This window comes from Pseudomonas linyingensis, from assembly GCF_900109175.1.
GTDB lineage: Bacteria > Pseudomonadota > Gammaproteobacteria > Pseudomonadales > Pseudomonadaceae > Geopseudomonas > Geopseudomonas linyingensis.
Map to the genome: position 1 here is coordinate 19,406 of NZ_FNZE01000025.1, position 18,030 is coordinate 37,435.

19 protein-coding genes are annotated in these 18,030 nt (G+C 63.5%); 1 reads left to right on the top strand and 18 read right to left on the bottom strand.

Annotation, left to right across the window (positions count from 1 at the left end; all coding sequences use genetic code 11):
• Positions 1 to 30: 30 nt before the first annotated feature.
• The 18 genes from BMZ19_RS20825 to rpmH all read right to left on the bottom strand — a co-directional run bounded on the left by BMZ19_RS20825 (position 31) and on the right by rpmH (position 15,890).
• Complete coding sequence (locus tag BMZ19_RS20825; protein ID WP_090313478.1) at positions 31 to 465, bottom strand: F0F1 ATP synthase subunit epsilon; 435 nt, start codon at positions 463 to 465, stop codon at positions 31 to 33.
• 77 nt (positions 466 to 542) lie between these two features.
• Positions 543 to 1,919 (bottom strand): F0F1 ATP synthase subunit beta, encoded by a 1,377-nt coding sequence (gene atpD / locus BMZ19_RS20830; protein ID WP_090313480.1) that lies wholly within the window; start codon positions 1,917 to 1,919, stop codon positions 543 to 545.
• A 28-nt stretch (positions 1,920 to 1,947) separates the two neighbouring features.
• Positions 1,948 to 2,817, bottom strand: a complete 870-nt coding sequence (gene atpG, locus BMZ19_RS20835; protein WP_090313482.1) for a F0F1 ATP synthase subunit gamma — start codon at positions 2,815 to 2,817, stop codon at positions 1,948 to 1,950.
• 50 nt (positions 2,818 to 2,867) lie between these two features.
• Positions 2,868 to 4,412, bottom strand: a complete 1,545-nt coding sequence (gene atpA / locus BMZ19_RS20840) for a F0F1 ATP synthase subunit alpha (protein WP_090313484.1) — start codon at positions 4,410 to 4,412, stop codon at positions 2,868 to 2,870.
• 15 nt (positions 4,413 to 4,427) lie between these two features.
• Positions 4,428 to 4,964 (bottom strand): F0F1 ATP synthase subunit delta, encoded by a 537-nt coding sequence (locus BMZ19_RS20845; protein ID WP_090313486.1) that lies wholly within the window; start codon positions 4,962 to 4,964, stop codon positions 4,428 to 4,430.
• 12 nt (positions 4,965 to 4,976) lie between these two features.
• Positions 4,977 to 5,447: a F0F1 ATP synthase subunit B gene (locus tag BMZ19_RS20850; RefSeq protein ID WP_090313488.1), complete on the bottom strand. Its 471-nt coding sequence runs from the start codon at positions 5,445 to 5,447 to the stop codon at positions 4,977 to 4,979.
• An 89-nt stretch (positions 5,448 to 5,536) separates the two neighbouring features.
• The gene (gene atpE / locus BMZ19_RS20855; RefSeq protein ID WP_090313490.1) at positions 5,537 to 5,776 is read right to left on the bottom strand and encodes a F0F1 ATP synthase subunit C; all 240 of its coding nucleotides are present in this window, start codon (positions 5,774 to 5,776) and stop codon (positions 5,537 to 5,539) included.
• A gap of 63 nt (positions 5,777 to 5,839) precedes the next feature.
• Entirely contained in the window at positions 5,840 to 6,658 is an 819-nt protein-coding gene (atpB, locus tag BMZ19_RS20860) for a F0F1 ATP synthase subunit A (protein WP_090313492.1), read from the bottom strand.
• Between the two features lie 15 nt (positions 6,659 to 6,673).
• Positions 6,674 to 7,072, bottom strand: coding sequence for a F0F1 ATP synthase subunit I (locus tag BMZ19_RS20865; RefSeq protein ID WP_090313494.1), 399 nt, complete (start codon positions 7,070 to 7,072; stop codon positions 6,674 to 6,676).
• Positions 7,073 to 7,217: 145 nt separating this feature from the next.
• The gene (locus BMZ19_RS20870; protein WP_090313496.1) at positions 7,218 to 8,087 is read right to left on the bottom strand and encodes a ParB/RepB/Spo0J family partition protein; all 870 of its coding nucleotides are present in this window, start codon (positions 8,085 to 8,087) and stop codon (positions 7,218 to 7,220) included.
• Between the two features lie 10 nt (positions 8,088 to 8,097).
• The gene (locus BMZ19_RS20875) at positions 8,098 to 8,886 is read right to left on the bottom strand and encodes a ParA family protein (RefSeq protein ID WP_090313498.1); all 789 of its coding nucleotides are present in this window, start codon (positions 8,884 to 8,886) and stop codon (positions 8,098 to 8,100) included.
• A gap of 16 nt (positions 8,887 to 8,902) precedes the next feature.
• Positions 8,903 to 9,550: a 16S rRNA (guanine(527)-N(7))-methyltransferase RsmG gene (rsmG, locus tag BMZ19_RS20880; protein WP_090313500.1), complete on the bottom strand. Its 648-nt coding sequence runs from the start codon at positions 9,548 to 9,550 to the stop codon at positions 8,903 to 8,905.
• Positions 9,550 to 11,442 carry a tRNA uridine-5-carboxymethylaminomethyl(34) synthesis enzyme MnmG gene (gene mnmG, locus BMZ19_RS20885; protein ID WP_090313502.1) on the bottom strand — a complete coding sequence of 631 codons (1,893 nt, stop codon included), beginning with the start codon at positions 11,440 to 11,442 and terminating at the stop codon, positions 9,550 to 9,552. The genes rsmG and mnmG overlap by 1 nt, the downstream gene beginning before the upstream one ends.
• 549 nt (positions 11,443 to 11,991) lie before the next feature.
• Positions 11,992 to 13,359 (bottom strand): tRNA uridine-5-carboxymethylaminomethyl(34) synthesis GTPase MnmE, encoded by a 1,368-nt coding sequence (gene mnmE, locus BMZ19_RS20890; protein WP_090313504.1) that lies wholly within the window; start codon positions 13,357 to 13,359, stop codon positions 11,992 to 11,994.
• 64 nt (positions 13,360 to 13,423) lie between these two features.
• The gene (yidC, locus tag BMZ19_RS20895; RefSeq protein WP_090313506.1) at positions 13,424 to 15,091 is read right to left on the bottom strand and encodes a membrane protein insertase YidC; all 1,668 of its coding nucleotides are present in this window, start codon (positions 15,089 to 15,091) and stop codon (positions 13,424 to 13,426) included.
• A gap of 4 nt (positions 15,092 to 15,095) precedes the next feature.
• A complete protein-coding gene (gene yidD / locus BMZ19_RS20900; RefSeq protein ID WP_090313508.1) occupies positions 15,096 to 15,341 on the bottom strand; it encodes a membrane protein insertion efficiency factor YidD in 246 nt (81 codons plus the stop codon).
• Positions 15,334 to 15,738, bottom strand: a complete 405-nt coding sequence (gene rnpA / locus BMZ19_RS20905) for a ribonuclease P protein component (RefSeq protein WP_090313510.1) — start codon at positions 15,736 to 15,738, stop codon at positions 15,334 to 15,336. The genes yidD and rnpA overlap by 8 nt, the downstream gene beginning before the upstream one ends.
• Before the next feature lie 14 nt (positions 15,739 to 15,752).
• On the bottom strand, positions 15,753 to 15,890 hold the full coding sequence (gene rpmH, locus BMZ19_RS20910; RefSeq protein WP_090313513.1) for a 50S ribosomal protein L34: 138 nt from the start codon (positions 15,888 to 15,890) through the stop codon (positions 15,753 to 15,755).
• Between the two features lie 648 nt (positions 15,891 to 16,538).
• Between rpmH and dnaA the strand changes: the two genes are divergently transcribed.
• Entirely contained in the window at positions 16,539 to 18,005 is a 1,467-nt protein-coding gene (dnaA, locus tag BMZ19_RS20920) for a chromosomal replication initiator protein DnaA (RefSeq protein WP_090313517.1), read from the top strand.
• Positions 18,006 to 18,030: the final 25 nt, after the last annotated feature.

The window sequence follows — 18,030 nt, forward strand, 5'->3', positions numbered from 1 at the left end:
GTGAACCGGACGACTGCGCCGCAATGCGGATCAGTGCGCCGAACCACCGAACTTCTTGCGCAGTTCCTGAATGGTCCGCAGCTGTGCGACAGCCTCGGCCAGACGAGCGGAAGCGGTGGAGTAGTCGAACTCGGCACTCTTCTCGTTGAGGGCCTTCTCCGCCGCCTTGCGGGCTTCGAGAGCCGCTGCTTCGTCGAGGTCGGCAGCGCGGATCGCGGTGTCGGCGAGAACCTTCACCATGTTCGGCTGCACTTCGATGAAACCGCCGGAGATGTAGTACACCTCCTGCTCGCCACCCTGCTTGATCACCCGCACCGGACCCGGCTTGAGATCGGTCAGCAGCGGGGCGTGGCCCGGCAGAACACCGATATCACCCATGTTGCCGTGGGCGACGACCATTTCCACCAGCCCCGAGAACAGCTCTTCTTCCGCACTGACGATGTCGCAGTGGACTGTCATAGCCATACTTCATGCCTCGGTAAGCAGGCGGCGCTACCGGGGTAGCCGCCGCCTGATCGAGCGCCCGCTAGCGGGCGCGCCAGTTACAGTTTCTTGGCTTTTTCGACGGCTTCGTCGATGGTGCCGACCATGTAGAACGCCTGCTCCGGCAGGTGATCGTAATCACCGTTGAGGATGCCGGCGAAACCACGGATGGTCTCTTTCAGCGGGACGTACTTGCCCGGGGCGCCAGTGAAGACTTCGGCCACGAAGAACGGCTGGGACAGGAAGCGCTGGATCTTACGAGCGCGAGATACCAGCTGCTTGTCGGCTTCGGACAGTTCGTCCATGCCGAGGATCGCGATGATGTCCTTCAGTTCCTTGTAGCGCTGCAGCACGTACTGCACACCGCGGGCGGTGTCGTAGTGCTCCTGGCCAACCACCAGCGGATCCAGCTGACGGGAGGTGGAGTCCAGCGGGTCGACTGCCGGGTAGATACCCAGGGAGGCGATGTCACGGGACAGTACCACGGTGGCGTCGAGGTGGGCGAAGGTGGTCGCCGGGCTCGGGTCGGTCAGGTCGTCCGCGGGAACGTATACGGCCTGCACGGAGGTGATCGAGCCGTTCTTGGTGGAGGTGATGCGCTCCTGCAGAACGCCCATTTCCTCGGCCAGAGTCGGCTGGTAACCCACCGCGGACGGCATACGACCCAGCAGCGCGGACACTTCGGTACCGGCCAGGGTGTAACGGTAGATGTTGTCGACGAACAGCAGAACGTCGCGGCCTTCGTCACGGAACTTCTCGGCCATGGTCAGACCGGTCAGTGCCACGCGCAGACGGTTGCCTGGCGGCTCGTTCATCTGACCGTAGACCAGGGCTACCTTGTCCAGAACGTTGGAGTCCTTCATCTCGTGATAGAAGTCGTTACCTTCACGAGTACGCTCACCCACGCCGGCGAACACGGAGTAACCACTGTGTTCCATGGCGATGTTGCGGATCAGTTCCATCATGTTCACGGTCTTGCCGACACCGGCGCCACCGAACAGACCGACCTTGCCGCCCTTGGCGAACGGGCAAACCAGGTCCATGACCTTGATGCCGGTTTCCAGCAGCTCGTTGCCGCCGGCCTGCTCCGCGTAGGACGGGGCAGCGCGGTGGATGCTCCAGCGCTCTTCCTCGCCGATGGGGCCGGCTTCGTCGATCGGGTTGCCGAGGACGTCCATGATGCGGCCCAGGGTCTGCTTGCCGACCGGCACGGAGATGCCGGCACCGGTGTTGCTCACGGTCAGGCCACGCTTGAGGCCTTCGGTGGAACCCATGGCGATGGAACGAACCACGCCATCGCCCAGCTGCTGCTGGACTTCCAGGGTGGTCTGCGCGCCTTCGACTTTCAGCGCGTCATAAATGCTCGGCACCTGATCGCGCGGGAATTCCACGTCGATAACGGCGCCGATGATTTGAACGATACGTCCGCTACTCATATCTGGTTCCTCTGAATATTTGAACCTGTTAAACCGCGGCAGCGCCGCCGACGATTTCCGAGATCTCTTGCGTGATCGCAGCCTGACGCGCCTTGTTGTAGATCAGCTGCAGATCCTTGATCAGCTGACCGGCGTTGTCGGTGGCATTCTTCATGGCGATCATCCGCGCCGCCTGCTCACAGGCGTTGTTCTCGATCACGGACTGATACACCTGCGATTCGACATAGCGAACCAGCAGGGCATCCAGCAGTTGCTGGGCGTCGGGTTCGTACAGGTAATCCCACAGGCCCTGCTTCGCGCCGTCGTCGGCATCGGTAGCGGGAGCCAGGGGGAGCAATTGTTCAACCGCCGGCTTCTGGGTCATGGTGTTCACGAACTTGTTGGACGCCAGGTACAGGCGATCCAGCTGACCTTCGTTGAACCGATCCAGCATGACCTTGACGCTGCCGATCAAGTCATTGACCGACGGCGCATCACCCAGGTGGCTGACCGCAGCAACCACGTTGCCGCCGTAGCTGCGGAAGAAGCTGGCGCCCTTGCTGCCGATGACGCAGAACTCTGCCTCAACGCCCGCATCGGACCAGTCCTTCATGTTTTTGATCAGGGCCTTGAACAGGTTGATGTTCAGGCCACCACAGAGACCACGGTCACTGGATACCAGGATGTAGCCGACACGCTTGACCGGACGCTCCACCATGAAGGCATGGCGGTATTCCGGGTTGGCCTTGGCCAGGTGACCGATCACCTCACGGATACGCACCGCGTACGGACGGCCGGCGGCCATGCGCTGCTGAGCCCTGCGCATCTTGCTGACCGCCACTTTTTCCATGGCGTTGGTGATCTTCTGCGTGCTCTTGATGCTCGCAATCTTGCTGCGAATCTCTTTTGCGCCTGCCATGTGACACCTTTCGGGTTAGCAGGCGGGAGCCTTGCGGCTCCCGCTGCGGCTTACCAGCTCTGAGTGGCCTTGAACTTCTCGATGCCGGCCTTGAGGCCTGCGTCGATTTCGTCGTTGAAGTCGCCCTTCACGTTGATCTTCGCCATCAGGTCGGCGAACTCGCGGTTGAAGAAGGCGATCAGGCCCTGCTCGAAGGCGCCAACTTTCTTCACGTCGACGTCGGCCAGGAAGCCACGCTCGGCGGCGTACAGGGACACCGACATGTCGGCGATGGACATCGGCGCGAACTGCTTCTGCTTCATCAGCTCGGTAACGCGCTGACCATGGTCGAGCTGCTTGCGGGTCGCGTCATCCAGATCCGAGGCGAACTGGGCGAAGGCCGCCAGTTCACGGTACTGGGCCAGCGCGGTACGGATACCACCGGACAGCTTCTTGATGATCTTGGTCTGGGCGGCACCACCCACACGGGATACCGAGATACCGGCGTTGACGGCCGGACGCAGACCCGAGTTGAACATCGCCGATTCCAGGAAGATCTGACCGTCGGTGATCGAGATCACGTTGGTCGGAACGAACGCGGAAACGTCGCCAGCCTGGGTTTCGATGATCGGCAGAGCGGTCAGCGAACCGGTCTTGCCAGTCACGGCACCGTTGGTGAACTTCTCGACATACTCTTCGGAAACGCGGGAAGCGCGCTCCAGCAGACGGCTGTGGAGATAGAACACGTCGCCCGGGTAGGCTTCGCGGCCCGGCGGACGGCGCAGCAGCAGGGAGATCTGGCGGTAGGCCACGGCCTGCTTGGACAGGTCGTCGTACACGATCAGGGCGTCTTCGCCGCGGTCGCGGAAGTATTCGCCCATGGTGCAACCGGAGTACGGCGCCAGGTACTGCAGGGCAGCGGATTCGGAAGCCGACGCAGCCACCACGATGGTGTTGGCCAGGGCGCCGTGCTCTTCCAGCTTGCGCACCACGTTGGCGATGGTCGACTGCTTCTGACCGATAGCCACGTACACGCAGCGGATGCCGCTGTTCTTCTGGTTGATGATGGCGTCGATGGCCATCGCGGTCTTGCCGATCTGACGGTCGCCGATGATCAGCTCGCGCTGGCCACGGCCTACCGGGATCATCGCATCGACCGACTTGTAGCCGGTCTGTACCGGCTGGTCGACCGACTTACGCCAGATCACGCCCGGAGCGACTTTCTCGACCGCATCGGTTTCCTTGGCATCGATCGGGCCTTTGCCGTCGATCGGGTTGCCCAGGGCATCGACCACGCGACCCAGCAGTTCCGGACCAACCGGAACCTCGAGGATGCGGCCGGTGCACTTGGCGCTCATGCCTTCGTTCAGGCTCTGGTAGCTGCCCAGAACCACGGCGCCAACGGAGTCCTGCTCCAGGTTCAGCGCCATACCGTAGACGCCGCCCGGGAACTCGATCATTTCGCCGTACATTACATCGGCCAGACCGAAGATGCGCACGATGCCGTCAGATACGCTGACGACGGTGCCTTCGTTACGGGCCTGCGCGGTCACATCAAGCTTGGCGATACGCTGCTTGATGATTTCGCTAATTTCGGAAGGATTCAGTTGCTGCATGCCATGCCCCTCAAATCAGGATTTCAACGCTTCGGCCAACTGGTTCAGTTTGCCGCGGACCGAACCGTCGATAACCAGGTCACCCGCACGAATGATCAAACCGCCGATAAGGGCGGGATTGACGATCGGGGTAGGCTGGACGGTACGATCTAGCCGCTTCGACAAGGCGGCAGCCAGAGTTTGGAGTTGTTCGGCGCTCAGTTCGTGAGCCGTTTCGACCTCGACCTCGATCGAACGCTCGGCTTCCGCCTTCAGCAGCTCGAACTGGTCGCGCACGGTCGGCAGCAGCTCCAGGCGATCGTTTTCACCCAGGGCCGCCACGAAGTTGCGGAACGACTCGTCGATGCTTTCAGCGCACAGCTGAACCAGAACCCCGGCCTTGCGGTCGTGGGTCAGGGCCGGGTTATGCAGCTGGGCGATGACTTCGGGAGACTCCACGAAGGCGGCGCTCAGAGCCAACATGTTCGACCAGGCATCGGTTTGTTTGGCGGCGGAAGCGAACTCGAAAGCGGCTTTCGCATAAGGCCGAGCAAGCGTATTGATAGTTGCCATCGCTCGCCTCGCTTAGAGTTGGGAGGCCAGTTTTGCGACCAGATCGTTGTGTGCCTTGGCGTCCACGGAGGACTCCAGGATCTTCTCGGCACCAGCGACGGCAAGAGCCGCAACCTGGGCGCGCAGTTGATCCTTGGCGCGATTCACTTCAACCTCGATTTCGGCCTTGGCGGCGACAAGCAGACGCTCGCCTTCGCTACGGGCCTGCTGCTTGGATTCCTCGACGATCGCGTTGGCGGTCTTGCTCGCCTTGTCGAGAATCTCGGCAGCTTGCTCCTTGGTTTCACGGAGCGTCTGGGCAGCTTTTTCCTGGGCCAGTTGCAGGTCGCGCTGGGCACGGCCGGCGGCATCCAGACCTTCGGCAATTTTCTTCTGGCGGGCTTGCATGGCAGCGGTGATCGGCGGCCACACAAACTTCATGGTGAACCAGACGAAAATAGCGAAGGAAATCGTTTGACCGAACAGCGTCAAGTTAATGTTCACAGCGATTTACCTCGTGCTATTCCGTTGAGTCCCGGGGGATGACGATTGATCTGGCAGGGCGAACCCTGCCAGGTACCGGAACCGGTCAATCAGCCAGCCATGCCAGGGGCAACAACGAAGATCAGGTACATCGCGATACCAACGCCGATCATCGGTACGGCGTCGAGCAGACCGGCCATCAGGAATGTCTTGGTTTGCAGCTGGGCACCCAGCTCCGGTTGACGCGCGGTGGATTCCAGCAGCTTGCCGCCCAGCAGGGCGAAGCCGATGCCGGTGCCCAGGGCACCCAGACCGATCATGATGGCGGCAGCGATGATAACGAGTTCCATAACAGCTCCTGAGGTTTTCTAAAGGTTACGTTTAGTGGTTAAGACTAGGGTTGGGGCCACTGGTCAGTGGTGGTCTTCGTGGGCGGCGCTCAGATACACCACTGTCAGCACCATGAAGATGAAGGCCTGCAGCGGGATCACCAGGATGTGGAAGATCGCCCACGGCACATTCAGTACCGGCTGCACGAAGAACGGCAGCAGGGCGATGAGGATGAACACCACCTCACCGGCATACATATTGCCGAACAGACGCAGGGCAAGACTCAGCGGCTTGGTCAGCAGGCCGAGGATCTCGAGGAACAGGTTGAACGGGACCAGCGACCAGTGGTTGAACGGGGTGAACGCCAGCTCCTTGGTGAAGCCGCCGAGACCCTTGACCTTGACGCTGTAGAACAGGATCAGGATGAACACGCCGAGCGACAGGCCGAAGGTGCCGTTCGGATCAGCGGTCGGCACGATCTTGAAGTAGGGCACGCCCATCAGGTGGGCCAGGCCCGGGATGTAGTCGACCGGGATCCACTTCAGGCTGTTCATCAGGAACACCCAGACGAAGATGGTCAGCGCCAGCGGGGCTACCACCGGGTTGCGGCCGTGGAAGGTGTCCTTGACGACGCCTTCGACGAACTCGATGACCATTTCCACCAGGTTCTGCAGACCGGAGGGGACACCGGCGTTGGCATGCTTGGCGACGCGGCTGAACAGGAACAGGAAGATCAGGCCCATGAAGACCGACCAGCCCAGGGTATCCACATGGATGGCCCAGAAGCCCATTTCCTTAACTTGTTCGTGGTTCTGGGCAAAGCTCCAGCCGTTTACCGGATGGGAGCCAAAGACCAGGTTCTGCAGGTGGTGCTGAATGTATTCAGCCGGTGTGTTAGCCATAAACGCCTCAATGCTCTAATGCTTTGGAAAGCCTTTCACCAGCAGGAGGGAACAGGCGGAGGTGCCTAGCACCAGTCCGTAGCCGACAAACAGCGCCGCCACGTTCAACCGCTCCACTCCTGCAAACACCAGCGCAAACAACGCTGCCGTCAGAATCAGTTTGCCCATCTCGCCCGACCAGAAGGACTGGACGATGGCGTTGACCGAACGCGCTCCGAAGTAGCGAAACGCTTTGTACGTGAAGTACAGGTTCGGCACCAGCACAATCATGCCGCCGAGCAGCGTGGAGTATCCGGCAAGCGGACCCTTCCACAGCCAGCCGACTGTAGCAGCCAGCAGAGCGACCGCCAGTTGGGTCAGCAGCAACGGAAACACCGCCAGGCGATGCAGGGGGGTCTTGTTGCGAATTTTCACCGCGTTGCCCCGCTTCCGTGTTGCTGGACCGTCTGCAGTGCAGACTCTGTGCCGGCAAAAATTGCGCCGGGAGTATAGGGGGGTAAATTCCCCCGTTCAACTGTCAGGTAGTCAAAAAAAACCATTCGCTACATGTCCGCATATGTCAGCGGATATGCGCCAGCACACCCTGCAACTCGTCCAGCGAACTGTAGCGGATCACCAGTTGGCCCTTGCCCTTGTCGCCGTGGCGGATCTGCACCGCCGCGCCCAGCCGCTCGGCCAGGCGCTGTTCGAGGCGGGCGATGTCCGGATCGGCCTTGGCCGCCGGCGTCTCGGGCTTGCCGCTCAGCCACTGGCGCACCAGCGCCTCGGTCTGACGAACGGTCAGCCCACGCGCGACAACATGTCGCGCCCCTTCCACCTGCTGCGCAGCCGGCAAGCCGAGCAGTGCACGGGCATGGCCCATCTCCAGATCGCCATGGGCGAGCAGGGTCTTTACTTCATCCGGCAGGGCAATGAGACGCAGCAGGTTGGCAACGGTCACACGCGATTTGCCCACCGCGTCGGCGACCTGCTGCTGGGTCAGCTGGAAATCCTGCTGCAGGCGCTGCAGGGCGGCGGCCTCCTCGATCGGATTGAGGTCCTCGCGCTGGATGTTCTCGATCAGCGCCATGGCGATCGCCGCCTCGTCGCTGACCTCGCGCACCAGCGCCGGGATGCGCTCCAGGCCGGCCAGCTGGCTGGCCCGCCAGCGTCGTTCGCCGGCGATGATCTCGTAACGCTCGCCATCGATCGGGCGCACCACGATCGGCTGCATCAGGCCCTGGCGGCGAATCGACTGCGCCAGCTCCTCCAGTGCCTGCGGATTCATGTCGCGGCGCGGCTGGTACTTGCCGCGCTGAAGCAGGTCCAGGGGCAGCTGCTGCAGCTCCTGGCGATCGACCTTGACCGCCTGCTCCTGCAGGGCGCTGACGCTGGTACCGCCGAGCAGGGCGTCCAGGCCGCGGCCGAGACCGCGTTTCTTCACAGCCATGTGCTACTCCTCAAGCGGTGACGGCGCGCTTGACGCGGCGCTGACGGGTGACCAGTTCCTTGGCCAGTTCCAGGTAGGCCCTGGCCCCGCGCGAGGCCTTGTCGTAGACCAGCGCCGGCATGCCGTGGCTGGGCGCCTCGGCCAGGCGCACGTTGCGCGGAATGGTGGTTTCGTAGAGGGTCTCGCCGAAGTGCGCCTGCAGCTGCGCGGTGACCTCGTTGGTCAGGCCGATGCGCGCGTCGTACATCGTGCGCAGGATGCCCTCGATGCGCAGGCTCGGATTGAGCAGCTGGCCGATGCGCTGGATGCTGTTGACCAGGTCGGACAGCCCCTCCAGCGCGTAGTACTCGCACTGCATGGGGATGATCACTCCGTCGGCGGCGACCAGCGCGTTGATGGTCAACATCGACAGCGCCGGCGGGCAGTCGATCAGGATGAAATCGTAGTTGTCGCGGATCGGCACCAGCGCCTGGCGCAGGCGCTGCTCCTTGTTGGGCAGATCGAGCAGGGTGACCTCGGCGGCGGTGAGGTCGCGGTTGGCCGGCAGCAGCTGGTAGCCGCCGTGCTCGGAGGTCTGCATGGCCTGGGCCAGATCGCAGTTGCCGACCAGCACGTCGTAGACCGAATGCTCGAGGTTGAGCTTGTCCACGCCGCTGCCGGTGGTGGCGTTGCCCTGCGGATCGAGGTCGATCAGCAGCACGCGGCGCTGGGTGGCCACCAGCGAGGCGGCGAGGTTGACGCAACTGGTGGTCTTGCCCACCCCGCCCTTCTGATTGGCGATCGCAAATACTTTAGCCATGCTCGGCAGTCTCCCTTCAGGCGCTGCGGCGCAGTATCAGCAGATGGCGCTGGCCCTGGCAACCGGGCACCTGCAGCACGTGTTCGGCTTCGACGCGGAAATCCGCCGGCAGCGCGGCGAGTTCCTCGTGTGGATATTGGCCCTTCATCGCCAGCCAGCAGGTCTCGGCGTCGCCCAGATGACCGGTCCAGTGGGCGAAATCCGCCAGCGAGCTGAACGCCCGCGACACTATGCCGGCAAACGGCTGCGCCGGCTGGAAGTTTTCCACACGGCTGTGGACAACTTCGAGGTTGGCCAGCTTGAGTTCCAGCTTGACCTGGGTCTGGAAGCGGGTCTTCTTGCCGTTGGAGTCCAGGGTGGTGAAGCGCCGCTCGGGGAACAGGATGGCCAGCGGGATGCCGGGCATGCCGCCGCCGCTGCCGACGTCCAGCCAGTTGTCGCCGGCCGCGCGGACGAACGGCACCAGGCTCAGGCTGTCGAGCAGATGCCGAGACACCATCTCGTCGGGATTGCGCACCGCGGTGAGGTTGTAGGCCTGGTTCCACTTGATCAGCAGGGCCAGGTAGGCCAGCAGCTGTTGCTGCTGGTGGTCGTTCAGCTCGACACCGAGCTGGGCGGCGCCGCGCGCCAGTTCGGCGGCGTGCGCCGGGGTCACGGCGGACATCAGAGGTTCTGCTCCAGCTGGCGGCCGGCGCCGCGTTTCTTCAGGTGAATCAGCAGCAGCGACACGGCGGCCGGGGTGACCCCGGGAATCCGCGAAGCCTGGCCGAGGGTCTGCGGACGGGCGGCGCCGAGCTTGCCCTGGATTTCCTTGGACAGCCCGGAAATCCCCGCGTAGTCGAGGTCGTCAGGCAGCGCGGTGTTCTCGCTGCCGCGCAGGCGCTCGATCTCCTCCTGCTGGCGGTCGATGTAGCCGGCGTACTTGATGCGGATTTCCACCTGCTCGGCCACCTGCGGGTTATCCACAGCCGCGCCGGTGATTTCGGCCAGACCGGCGTAGTCGATCTCCGGACGCGCCAGCAGGTTGTGCAGGTTGTACTCGTGGGTCAGCGGGGTGCCGAAGCGCGCGACGATGGCCTCGCCCTGTGCGGTACCCGGGCGCACCCAGGTGCTCTTCAGGCGCTGTTCCTCGCGTTCGATGCCCTCGCGCTTGGCGCAGAACGCCGCCCAGCGGCGGTCGTCGACCAGGCCCAGTTCGCGGCCCTTCTCGGTCAGGCGCAGGTCGGCGTTGTCCTCGCGAAGGATCAGCCGGTACTCGGCGCGCGAGGTGAACATGCGGTACGGCTCCTGGGTGCCGAGGGTGATCAGGTCGTCGACCAGCACGCCGATGTACGCCTCGTCGCGGCGCGGGCACCAGGCCTCGCGGCCTTGGGATCGCAGCGCGGCGTTGGCGCCGGCGAGCAGACCCTGGGCGCCGGCCTCCTCGTAGCCGGTGGTGCCGTTGATCTGTCCGGCGAAGAACAGCCCGCCGATCACCTTGGTTTCCAGGCTGTATTTCAGGTCGCGCGGATCGAAGAAGTCGTACTCGATGGCGTAGCCGGGGCGCACGATGTGGGCGTTCTCCATGCCGCGGATCGAGCGGACGATCTCGAGCTGCACGTCGAACGGCAGCGAGGTGGAGATGCCGTTGGGATACAGCTCGTGGGTGCTCAGGCCTTCCGGCTCGATGAACACCTGGTGGCTGTCCTTGTCGGCGAAGCGGTGGATCTTGTCCTCGATCGACGGGCAGTAGCGCGGGCCGATGCCCTCGATCACCCCCGAATACATCGGCGAGCGGTCCAGGTTGCCGGCGATGATCTCGTGGGTGCGCGCGTTGGTGTGGGTGATCCAGCAGCTGACCTGGGTCGGATGCTGCTCGCGCGATCCGAGGAACGACATCACCGGCACCGGGTTATCCCCAGCCTGCTCGGTCATCCGCGAGAAATCCACCGAGCGGCCGTCGATGCGCGGCGGAGTGCCGGTCTTCAGACGGCCGACGTGCAGCGGCAGCTCGCGCAGGCGTCTGGCCAGGGCCAGCGACGGAGGATCGCCGGCGCGACCGCCGGAGTAGTTCTGCAGGCCGATGTGGATAAGTCCGCCGAGGAAGGTGCCGGCAGTCAGCACTACGTTGTCGGCATGGAATTTCAGGCCCATCTGGGTGACCACGCCGCGCACCTGTTCGCCCTCGACGATCAGGTCGTCGGCGGACTGCTGGAATATCCACAGATTCGGCTGGTTTTCCAGGATGCGACGTACTTCGGCCTTGTACAGCGCGCGGTCGGTCTGCGCCCGGGTCGCCCGTACCGCCGGGCCCTTGCGGCTGTTGAGGATGCGGAACTGGATGCCGCTCTTGTCGGTGGCTTCGGCCATGGCGCCGCCAAGCGCATCGATTTCCTTGACCAGATGGCTCTTGCCGATCCCGCCGATGGCCGGATTGCAGCTCATGTGGCCGAGGGTTTCCACGTTGTGGGTAAGCAGCAGGGTTTTCACCCCCATGCGTGCTGCTGCCAGTGCCGCTTCGGTACCGGCATGGCCGCCACCGATGACGATCACATCAAAACGGGAAGGGAAATCCACCACGCACCTCGTGCCTGTTCAGGAAGGGAATTCAGAGAGCCGCGCAGTATAGAGGCTTATCCGGGGTGAATGAAGCTGTGTGGACAAAAAATAGCCAGTCGGTCGAGAGGCTGCACGGAACGAGTGATCAACAAGAAAATAGAGAGAAGGATTTTTTAAAGGCTTGTTTTAGAGCTTGTTATAGGTGTGCACAGAATCTGTGGATAGTTTCATATAGCCATTTAAAATCAAGCAGTTATGCACTGAATAAGGCTGTATACAGGCAGCTCTGAGGGCTCTGGACAAGCAGCCTGAGCCTGTGTGTGGACAAGTGACTTATCCACAGGCGCGCTTATCCACAGCTGGCGCGCCGTCTTGTCTACGGAGCTTGTGATGAGTTGTCCACAGAGCTTATCCGCACGGATTTATTCTGTGGACAAGCCCTGACGGCTGCAGGGAAGGCAAAAAACCGGCGCACGCTGGCGCAGCGCCGATGGCAAGACCGGTGCTGGCAGCACAATGCAGGAAAAGACTGCTCGCCGACGTTCGTCGGCGGGCCGGGAGGAGGACTTACTTGCCGATGCAGAAGCTGGAGAAGATCCGCCCGAGCAGGTCGTCGGGGGTGAAGGCGCCGGTGATCTCGCCGAGCGCCTGGTGGGCCATGCGCAGGTCCTCGGCGAGCAGTTCGCCGGCGCCGAGCAGGGTCAGCTGCTGGCGGCCGTGGTCGAGGCAGGCGGCGGCCTGACGCAGGGCGTCGAGGTGGCGGCGGCGGGCGCTGAAGCTGCTTTCGGTGGTCTGCTCGAAGCCCATGCAGGCCTTGAGGTGCTCGCGCAGCAGCTCGAGGCCGGCGCCGTGGCGCGCCGACAGACTGAGGGTGACGTGGCCGTCGGCGCAGGTCTGCAGACGCACCGCTTCGCCGGACAGGTCGGCCTTGTTGCGGATCAGGGTGACCTTCGCCGGGTCGGGGCGCTGGTCGAGGAACTCCGGCCACAGGGCGAACGGATCGACGGCCTCCGGCGCGGTGGCGTCGACCACCAGCAGCACCCGGTCGGCCTCGCCGATGGCCTTGAGCGCGCGTTCCACGCCGATGCGCTCGACCTGGTCCTCGGTAGCGCGCAGGCCGGCGGTGTCGACCACGTGCAGCGGCATGCCGTCGATGTGGATATGTTCGCGCAGCACGTCGCGGGTGGTGCCGGCGATCTCGGTGACGATCGCCGCCTCGCGCCCGGCCAGGGCGTTGAGCAGGCTGGACTTCCCGGCATTCGGCCGCCCGGCGATCACCACGGTCATGCCGTCGCGCAACAGGGCGCCCTGCCCCGCCTCGCGCTGCACCGCCAGCAGCTCGGCGCGCACGCCGTCGAGCTGGCCGAGCACGTGGCCGTCGGCGAGAAAGTCGATCTCCTCCTCGGGGAAGTCGATGGCCGCCTCGACGTACATGCGCAGCTCGATCAGCTTGTCGGACAGGCGCTGCACCTTGCGCGAGAACTCGCCCTGCAGCGAGCGCACGGCATTGCGCGCCGCCTGTTCGCTGCTGGCCTCGATCAGGTCGGCGATGGCCTCGGCCTGGGCCAGGTCGAGCTTGTCGTTGAGGAAGGCGCGCTCGCTGAACTCGCCGGGGTGCGCCAGGCGCGCGCCCAGTTCCAGACAGCGGCGCAGCAGCACATCGAGCACTACCGGGCCGCCGTGGCCCTGCAGCTCGAGGACGTCCTCGCCAGTGAACGAGTTGGGGCCGCGGAAGAACAGCAGCAGGCCCTGGTCGATCACCTCGCCGTCGTCAGCGAAGAACTCGCAGTAGTAGGCGTGGCGCGGCTCGGGCTCGCGGCCGCTGAGGCTGATGGCGATGGCCCGCGCGCGCGGACCGGAAACGCGGACGATGCCGACCCCGCCGCGACCCTGCGCGGTGGCGACGGCGGCAATGGTGTCACGGACGGGTTGCATGGCGGTCTCCGGATGGCGGATAGCAAGACGCCCCACGAGGGGGCGTCTGCATTCAGCGACTGATTCAGGCCTGTGCGGCCCGCTCGATCTTCCGGGTAATGTACCACTGCTGAGCGATGGAGAGGACGTTGTTGACCACCCAGTACAGCACCAGACCGGCCGGGAACCACAGGAAGAAGAAGGTGAAGATGATCGGCATCAGCTTCATCACCCGGGCCTGCATGGGATCCGGCGGGGTCGGGTTGAGGGTCTGCTGGAAGAACATGGTGGCGCCCATGATGATCGGCAGGATGAAGTACGGATCCTTGATCGATAGGTCGACGATCCAGCCCAGCCACGGCGCCTGGCGGATCTCCACGCTTTCCAGCAGGGTCCAGTACAGGGCGAGGAACACCGGCATCTGCACCAGGATCGGCAGGCAGCCGCCCAGCGGATTGATCTTCTCCTTCTTGTACAGCTCCATCATGCCCTGGGACATCTTCTGGCGGTCGTCGCCGTACTGCTCCTTGAGGGCCTGCAGCTTGGGCGCCACTGCGCGCATGCGCGCCATGGACTTGTAGCTGGCCGCCGACAGCGGGAAGAACGCCAGCTTGATCAGCACGGTGAGGAAGATGATCGACCAGCCCCAGTTGCCGACGATGCTGTGGATAACCTGCAGCAGCCAGAAGATCGGCTGGGCAATGAACCACAGGAAGCCGTAGTCGACGGTCAGTTCGAGACCCGGTGACAGCTCTTCGAGCTTGCCCTGGGATTTCGGACCGGCGTACAGGGTGGCGCTGGTTTCAGCACTGGCGCCGGGCGCCACGTTCAGCTGCGGGCCGACGAAACCGATGATGTAGTTGCCCTGGCTGTCCTTGCGGGTGGTGACCAGGTTGGTGTCGTCTTTGCTCGGCACCCAGGCGGTGACGAAGTAGTGCTGCAGCCAGGCGACCCAGCCGCCCTGCACGCTTTCGCGCAGGTTCTTGTCGTCCATGTCCTTCATGGGGACTTTGGTGTACGGCGAGTCGGCGGTCCACAGCGCGGCGCCTAGATAGGTGGCCATGCCGGTGGCGCTGGTCTGCGACGGGTCGCCGCTGGCATCGCGCTTGAGCTGGGCGAACAGGTTGCCGCTCCACGCCTTGTCGCTGTGGTTGGCGATGCGATGGCTGACCGCGAAGGCATAGTCGCCACGCTTGAAGCTGAAGCGCTTGACGTAGTCGACGCCGGCCTCGCTGAACTTCAGCTCGACCACCAGCTCGTCCTGGCCGTCGACCAGGCGGTACTGCTGCTGCGCCGCGCTGTACAGCGGACGACCGCTGGCACGGGCATCCGGACCGTCGCCGACCAGACCGCTCTGGGCGATATAGGTACGCTCGGTACCGTTGTCGAACAGCGCGAAAGGCACGTCGCTGTTCTGCAAGCTACGCGGGTAGGCCGGCAGCGCCAGCTGCACCACGTCGCCACCCTGCGGATCGATGGCCAGCTTCAGTACATCGGTTTCCACCTGAATCAGCGCACGGCTGCTGGCGGCAACCTGGCTGGCCGGTTCGATCTGCTGGTTGCTGGCGCTGGGCACATCGGCGTTGACGCCGGCATTGCCCTGGACATCGGTTGTCGGCAGTGCCGGAGCGGCAGTGGCGGCCACGGCCGGCGGCGGCATCTGCGGTTGTCCGTAGTCCTGGTTCCACTGCAGAACCATCAGATAAGACACGATTGCCAGAGCGACGATCAGTATCGAGCGTTGAATGTCCATGATTTTATTCGGCCATCGATGAGGGTCGGGACGTGCGGGAGGCTGGCACCGGGTCATAACCACCGGCATGCCAGGGGTGGCAGCGTGACAGCCGACGCAGGGTCAGCCAGCCACCACGAGCAAAGCCATGCGTGCTGATGGCTTCGTGGGCGTAGCAGGAACAGCTGGGATAGAAGCGACAGCGGCTGGCCATCAGGGGACTGATGGCATAGCGATAGAACTGGATCAGTGCGAGTGCCAGTTTACGCATGGGATCCGTTGGCCAGGGGCTGTTCGGGGCGGGCTTGCGGACCAGGCCGGTTGCGCGCCAGGCGTTTCCAGAGCTTGACGAACTGCTGGTGCAGCTCGGGATTGTCCAGATCGCCGAGACCCTTGCGCGCGACCATCACGATATCCAGACCGGCGAGCATCTCCTGATGCAGACGGAAGGAATCGCGGATGAGGCGCTTCAGGCGATTGCGCTCGACGGCAAGCTTGACGCTCTTCTTGCCGATCACCAGGCCGAGGCGCGGATGATCGAGGCCGTTTTCACGGGCCAACAGTAGAACGGACTTGCCGGGAGCCTTGCCGGTGGGGGAGTCGAAGACTGCCGTGAATTGTCGGGACGTGAGCAGACGCTTGTCCCGGCCGAAACTCCGACTCACCACCCTTCCCGGGCAAGTCAGACGGTGGTCAGACGCTTGCGGCCCTTGGCGCGGCGACGCGACAGGACTGCACGACCGTTCTTGGTTGCCATGCGCGCACGGAAGCCGTGGGTGCGGGCGCGCTTCAGATTGCTGGGCTGAAAGGTACGTTTCATGGGTCATTTACCTAGTGATCACAGGAACCCGACAGGGGTCCGCAGTTAAAGAGACCGGCGATTCTATTGAAAGCGGCGCCATAGGTCAATTTCCAACCAGCAGGTTGCTACGGTAATCCACAGGCGGCGTTCGGCTCGGTTTGTCGACGTTGCTCGTCAGGGCTGTCTTTGCCCAGCGCTTGGCGATGAGCGGGCGATCTGGTCGGCTCGCCACGGGTTTCGAACTGTCCACAAACAACATAAACGAAGAAGAATTCTTAAAAGATAGTTCTGGTAATGATATATACACAGGCCATTTTCTGTGGATAACCCTATGGAGCCCTTTATCCACAAGGCTTTGCCAAAAACAAAAGGCTGTCGAGAAGGTGGGCTGCGGGTGTGTGGGCCCTTGGGGAAAGCTGGGGATGAAAGGCGCTTTTATCCACAGACGGATTATCGACCAGCTTGTCCAGAGGGTTGCGGGGCACTTTGCGGCCCGGTTATCCACATGCCTTGGACGGTCGGGTGGCGGGAGGCGGCAAAAAATGTCGGATTTGCCCTCCGTCAGGCGCTGGAAGCTGCTCGGGCATGTGGATAACTTTGCAACGCGCCGCTACAATGCGTCCTTTGCCCTGTCTATCAAGACGCTTTCCTAGCGAGGGAAACCGAGTGTCCGTGGAACTGTGGCAGCAATGCGTGGAGGTTCTGCGCGACGAGCTGCCTTCCCAGCAATTCAACACCTGGATCCGTCCGCTGCAGGTCGAGACGCACGGCGACGAGTTGCGCGTGTACGCGCCCAACCGTTTCGTGCTCGACTGGGTCAACGAGAAATACATCGGTCGCCTGCTCGAACTGATGGGCGAGCGCGGCAACGGCCAGACGCCGGCGTTGTCCCTGCTGATCGGCAGCAAGCGTCCCGCTGCCCCGCGCCCGGCGCCTGCCGCCCCCTCGGCGCAGATGGCCCAGGTGGCGTCCGCGCCGATGTTTGAACCGACGGTGGCCGACAGCGCGGTGGCCAGCGCCGAATCGGCGGCGGCCAAGGCGGTGACCGAAGTGCAGAGCGCGCCGCTGGTGCGTACCGAGCGCACCGTGCAAGTCGAGGGCGGCCTGAAACACACCAGCTACCTGAACCGCAACTTCACCTTCGAGAACTTCGTCGAGGGCAAGTCGAACCAGCTGGCGCGCGCCGCCGCCTGGCAGGTGGCCGACAACCCCAAGCACGGCTACAACCCGCTGTTCCTGTATGGCGGCGTCGGCCTCGGCAAGACCCACCTGATGCATGCGGTGGGCAACCACCTGTTGAAGAAGAACCCGAATGCCAAGGTGGTCTACCTGCATTCCGAGCGCTTCGTCGCCGACATGGTCAAGGCCCTGCAGCTCAACGCGATCAACGACTTCAAGCGCTTCTACCGCTCGGTGGACGCCCTGCTGATCGACGACATCCAGTTCTTTGCCCGCAAGGAGCGTTCCCAGGAGGAGTTCTTCCACACCTTCAACGCCCTGCTCGAGGGCGGCCAGCAGGTGATCCTCACCAGCGACCGCTACCCGAAGGAGATCGAGGGCCTGGAGGAGCGCCTGAAGTCGCGCTTCGGCTGGGGCCTGACCGTCGCCGTCGAGCCGCCGGAACTGGAAACCCGCGTGGCGATCCTGATGAAGAAGGCCGAGCAGGCCAAGGTCGACCTGCCCCACGACGCCGCCTTCTTCATCGCCCAGCGCATCCGCTCCAACGTGCGCGAACTGGAAGGCTCGCTGAAACGGGTGATCGCCCACGCCCACTTCACCGGCAGCGAGATCAGCATCGAGCTGGTGCGCGAGTCGTTGAAGGATCTGCTCGCCCTGCAGGACAAGCTGGTCAGCATCGACAACATCCAGCGCACCGTGGCCGAGTACTACAAGATCAAGATTTCCGACCTGCTGTCCAAGCGCCGCTCGCGCTCGGTGGCCCGTCCGCGCCAGGTGGCGATGGCCCTGTCCAAGGAGCTGACCAACCACAGCCTGCCGGAAATCGGCGATGCCTTCGGCGGTCGCGACCACACCACCGTGCTGCACGCCTGCCGCAAGATCGCCGAGCTTCGCGAGCAGGACGCCGACATTCGTGAAGACTACAAGAACCTGCTGCGCACCCTGACTACCTGACAGGCGTGCCCCGGAAGCCGAGACT

Bases quoted from the DNA above. Each gene is read 5' to 3' on its own strand.
- BMZ19_RS20845 (WP_090313486.1), bottom strand. From the start codon at position 4,964: ATGGCAACTATCAATACGCTTGCTCGGCCTTATGCGAAAGCCGCTTTC.
- mnmE (WP_090313504.1), bottom strand. From the start codon at position 13,359: ATGCAACCCGTCCGTGACACCATTGCCGCCGTCGCCACCGCGCAGGGT.
- yidC (WP_090313506.1), bottom strand. From the start codon at position 15,091: ATGGACATTCAACGCTCGATACTGATCGTCGCTCTGGCAATCGTGTCT.
- yidD (WP_090313508.1), bottom strand. From the start codon at position 15,341: ATGCGTAAACTGGCACTCGCACTGATCCAGTTCTATCGCTATGCCATC.
- rsmG (WP_090313500.1), bottom strand. From the start codon at position 9,550: ATGTCCGCCGTGACCCCGGCGCACGCCGCCGAACTGGCGCGCGGCGCC.
- BMZ19_RS20825 (WP_090313478.1), bottom strand. From the start codon at position 465: ATGGCTATGACAGTCCACTGCGACATCGTCAGTGCGGAAGAAGAGCTG.
- atpB (WP_090313492.1), bottom strand. From the start codon at position 6,658: ATGGCTAACACACCGGCTGAATACATTCAGCACCACCTGCAGAACCTG.
- BMZ19_RS20875 (WP_090313498.1), bottom strand. From the start codon at position 8,886: ATGGCTAAAGTATTTGCGATCGCCAATCAGAAGGGCGGGGTGGGCAAG.
- rpmH (WP_090313513.1), bottom strand. From the start codon at position 15,890: ATGAAACGTACCTTTCAGCCCAGCAATCTGAAGCGCGCCCGCACCCAC.
- BMZ19_RS20870 (WP_090313496.1), bottom strand. From the start codon at position 8,087: ATGGCTGTGAAGAAACGCGGTCTCGGCCGCGGCCTGGACGCCCTGCTC.
- atpD (WP_090313480.1), bottom strand. From the start codon at position 1,919: ATGAGTAGCGGACGTATCGTTCAAATCATCGGCGCCGTTATCGACGTG.
- atpE (WP_090313490.1), bottom strand. From the start codon at position 5,776: ATGGAACTCGTTATCATCGCTGCCGCCATCATGATCGGTCTGGGTGCC.
- atpA (WP_090313484.1), bottom strand. From the start codon at position 4,412: ATGCAGCAACTGAATCCTTCCGAAATTAGCGAAATCATCAAGCAGCGT.
- atpG (WP_090313482.1), bottom strand. From the start codon at position 2,817: ATGGCAGGCGCAAAAGAGATTCGCAGCAAGATTGCGAGCATCAAGAGC.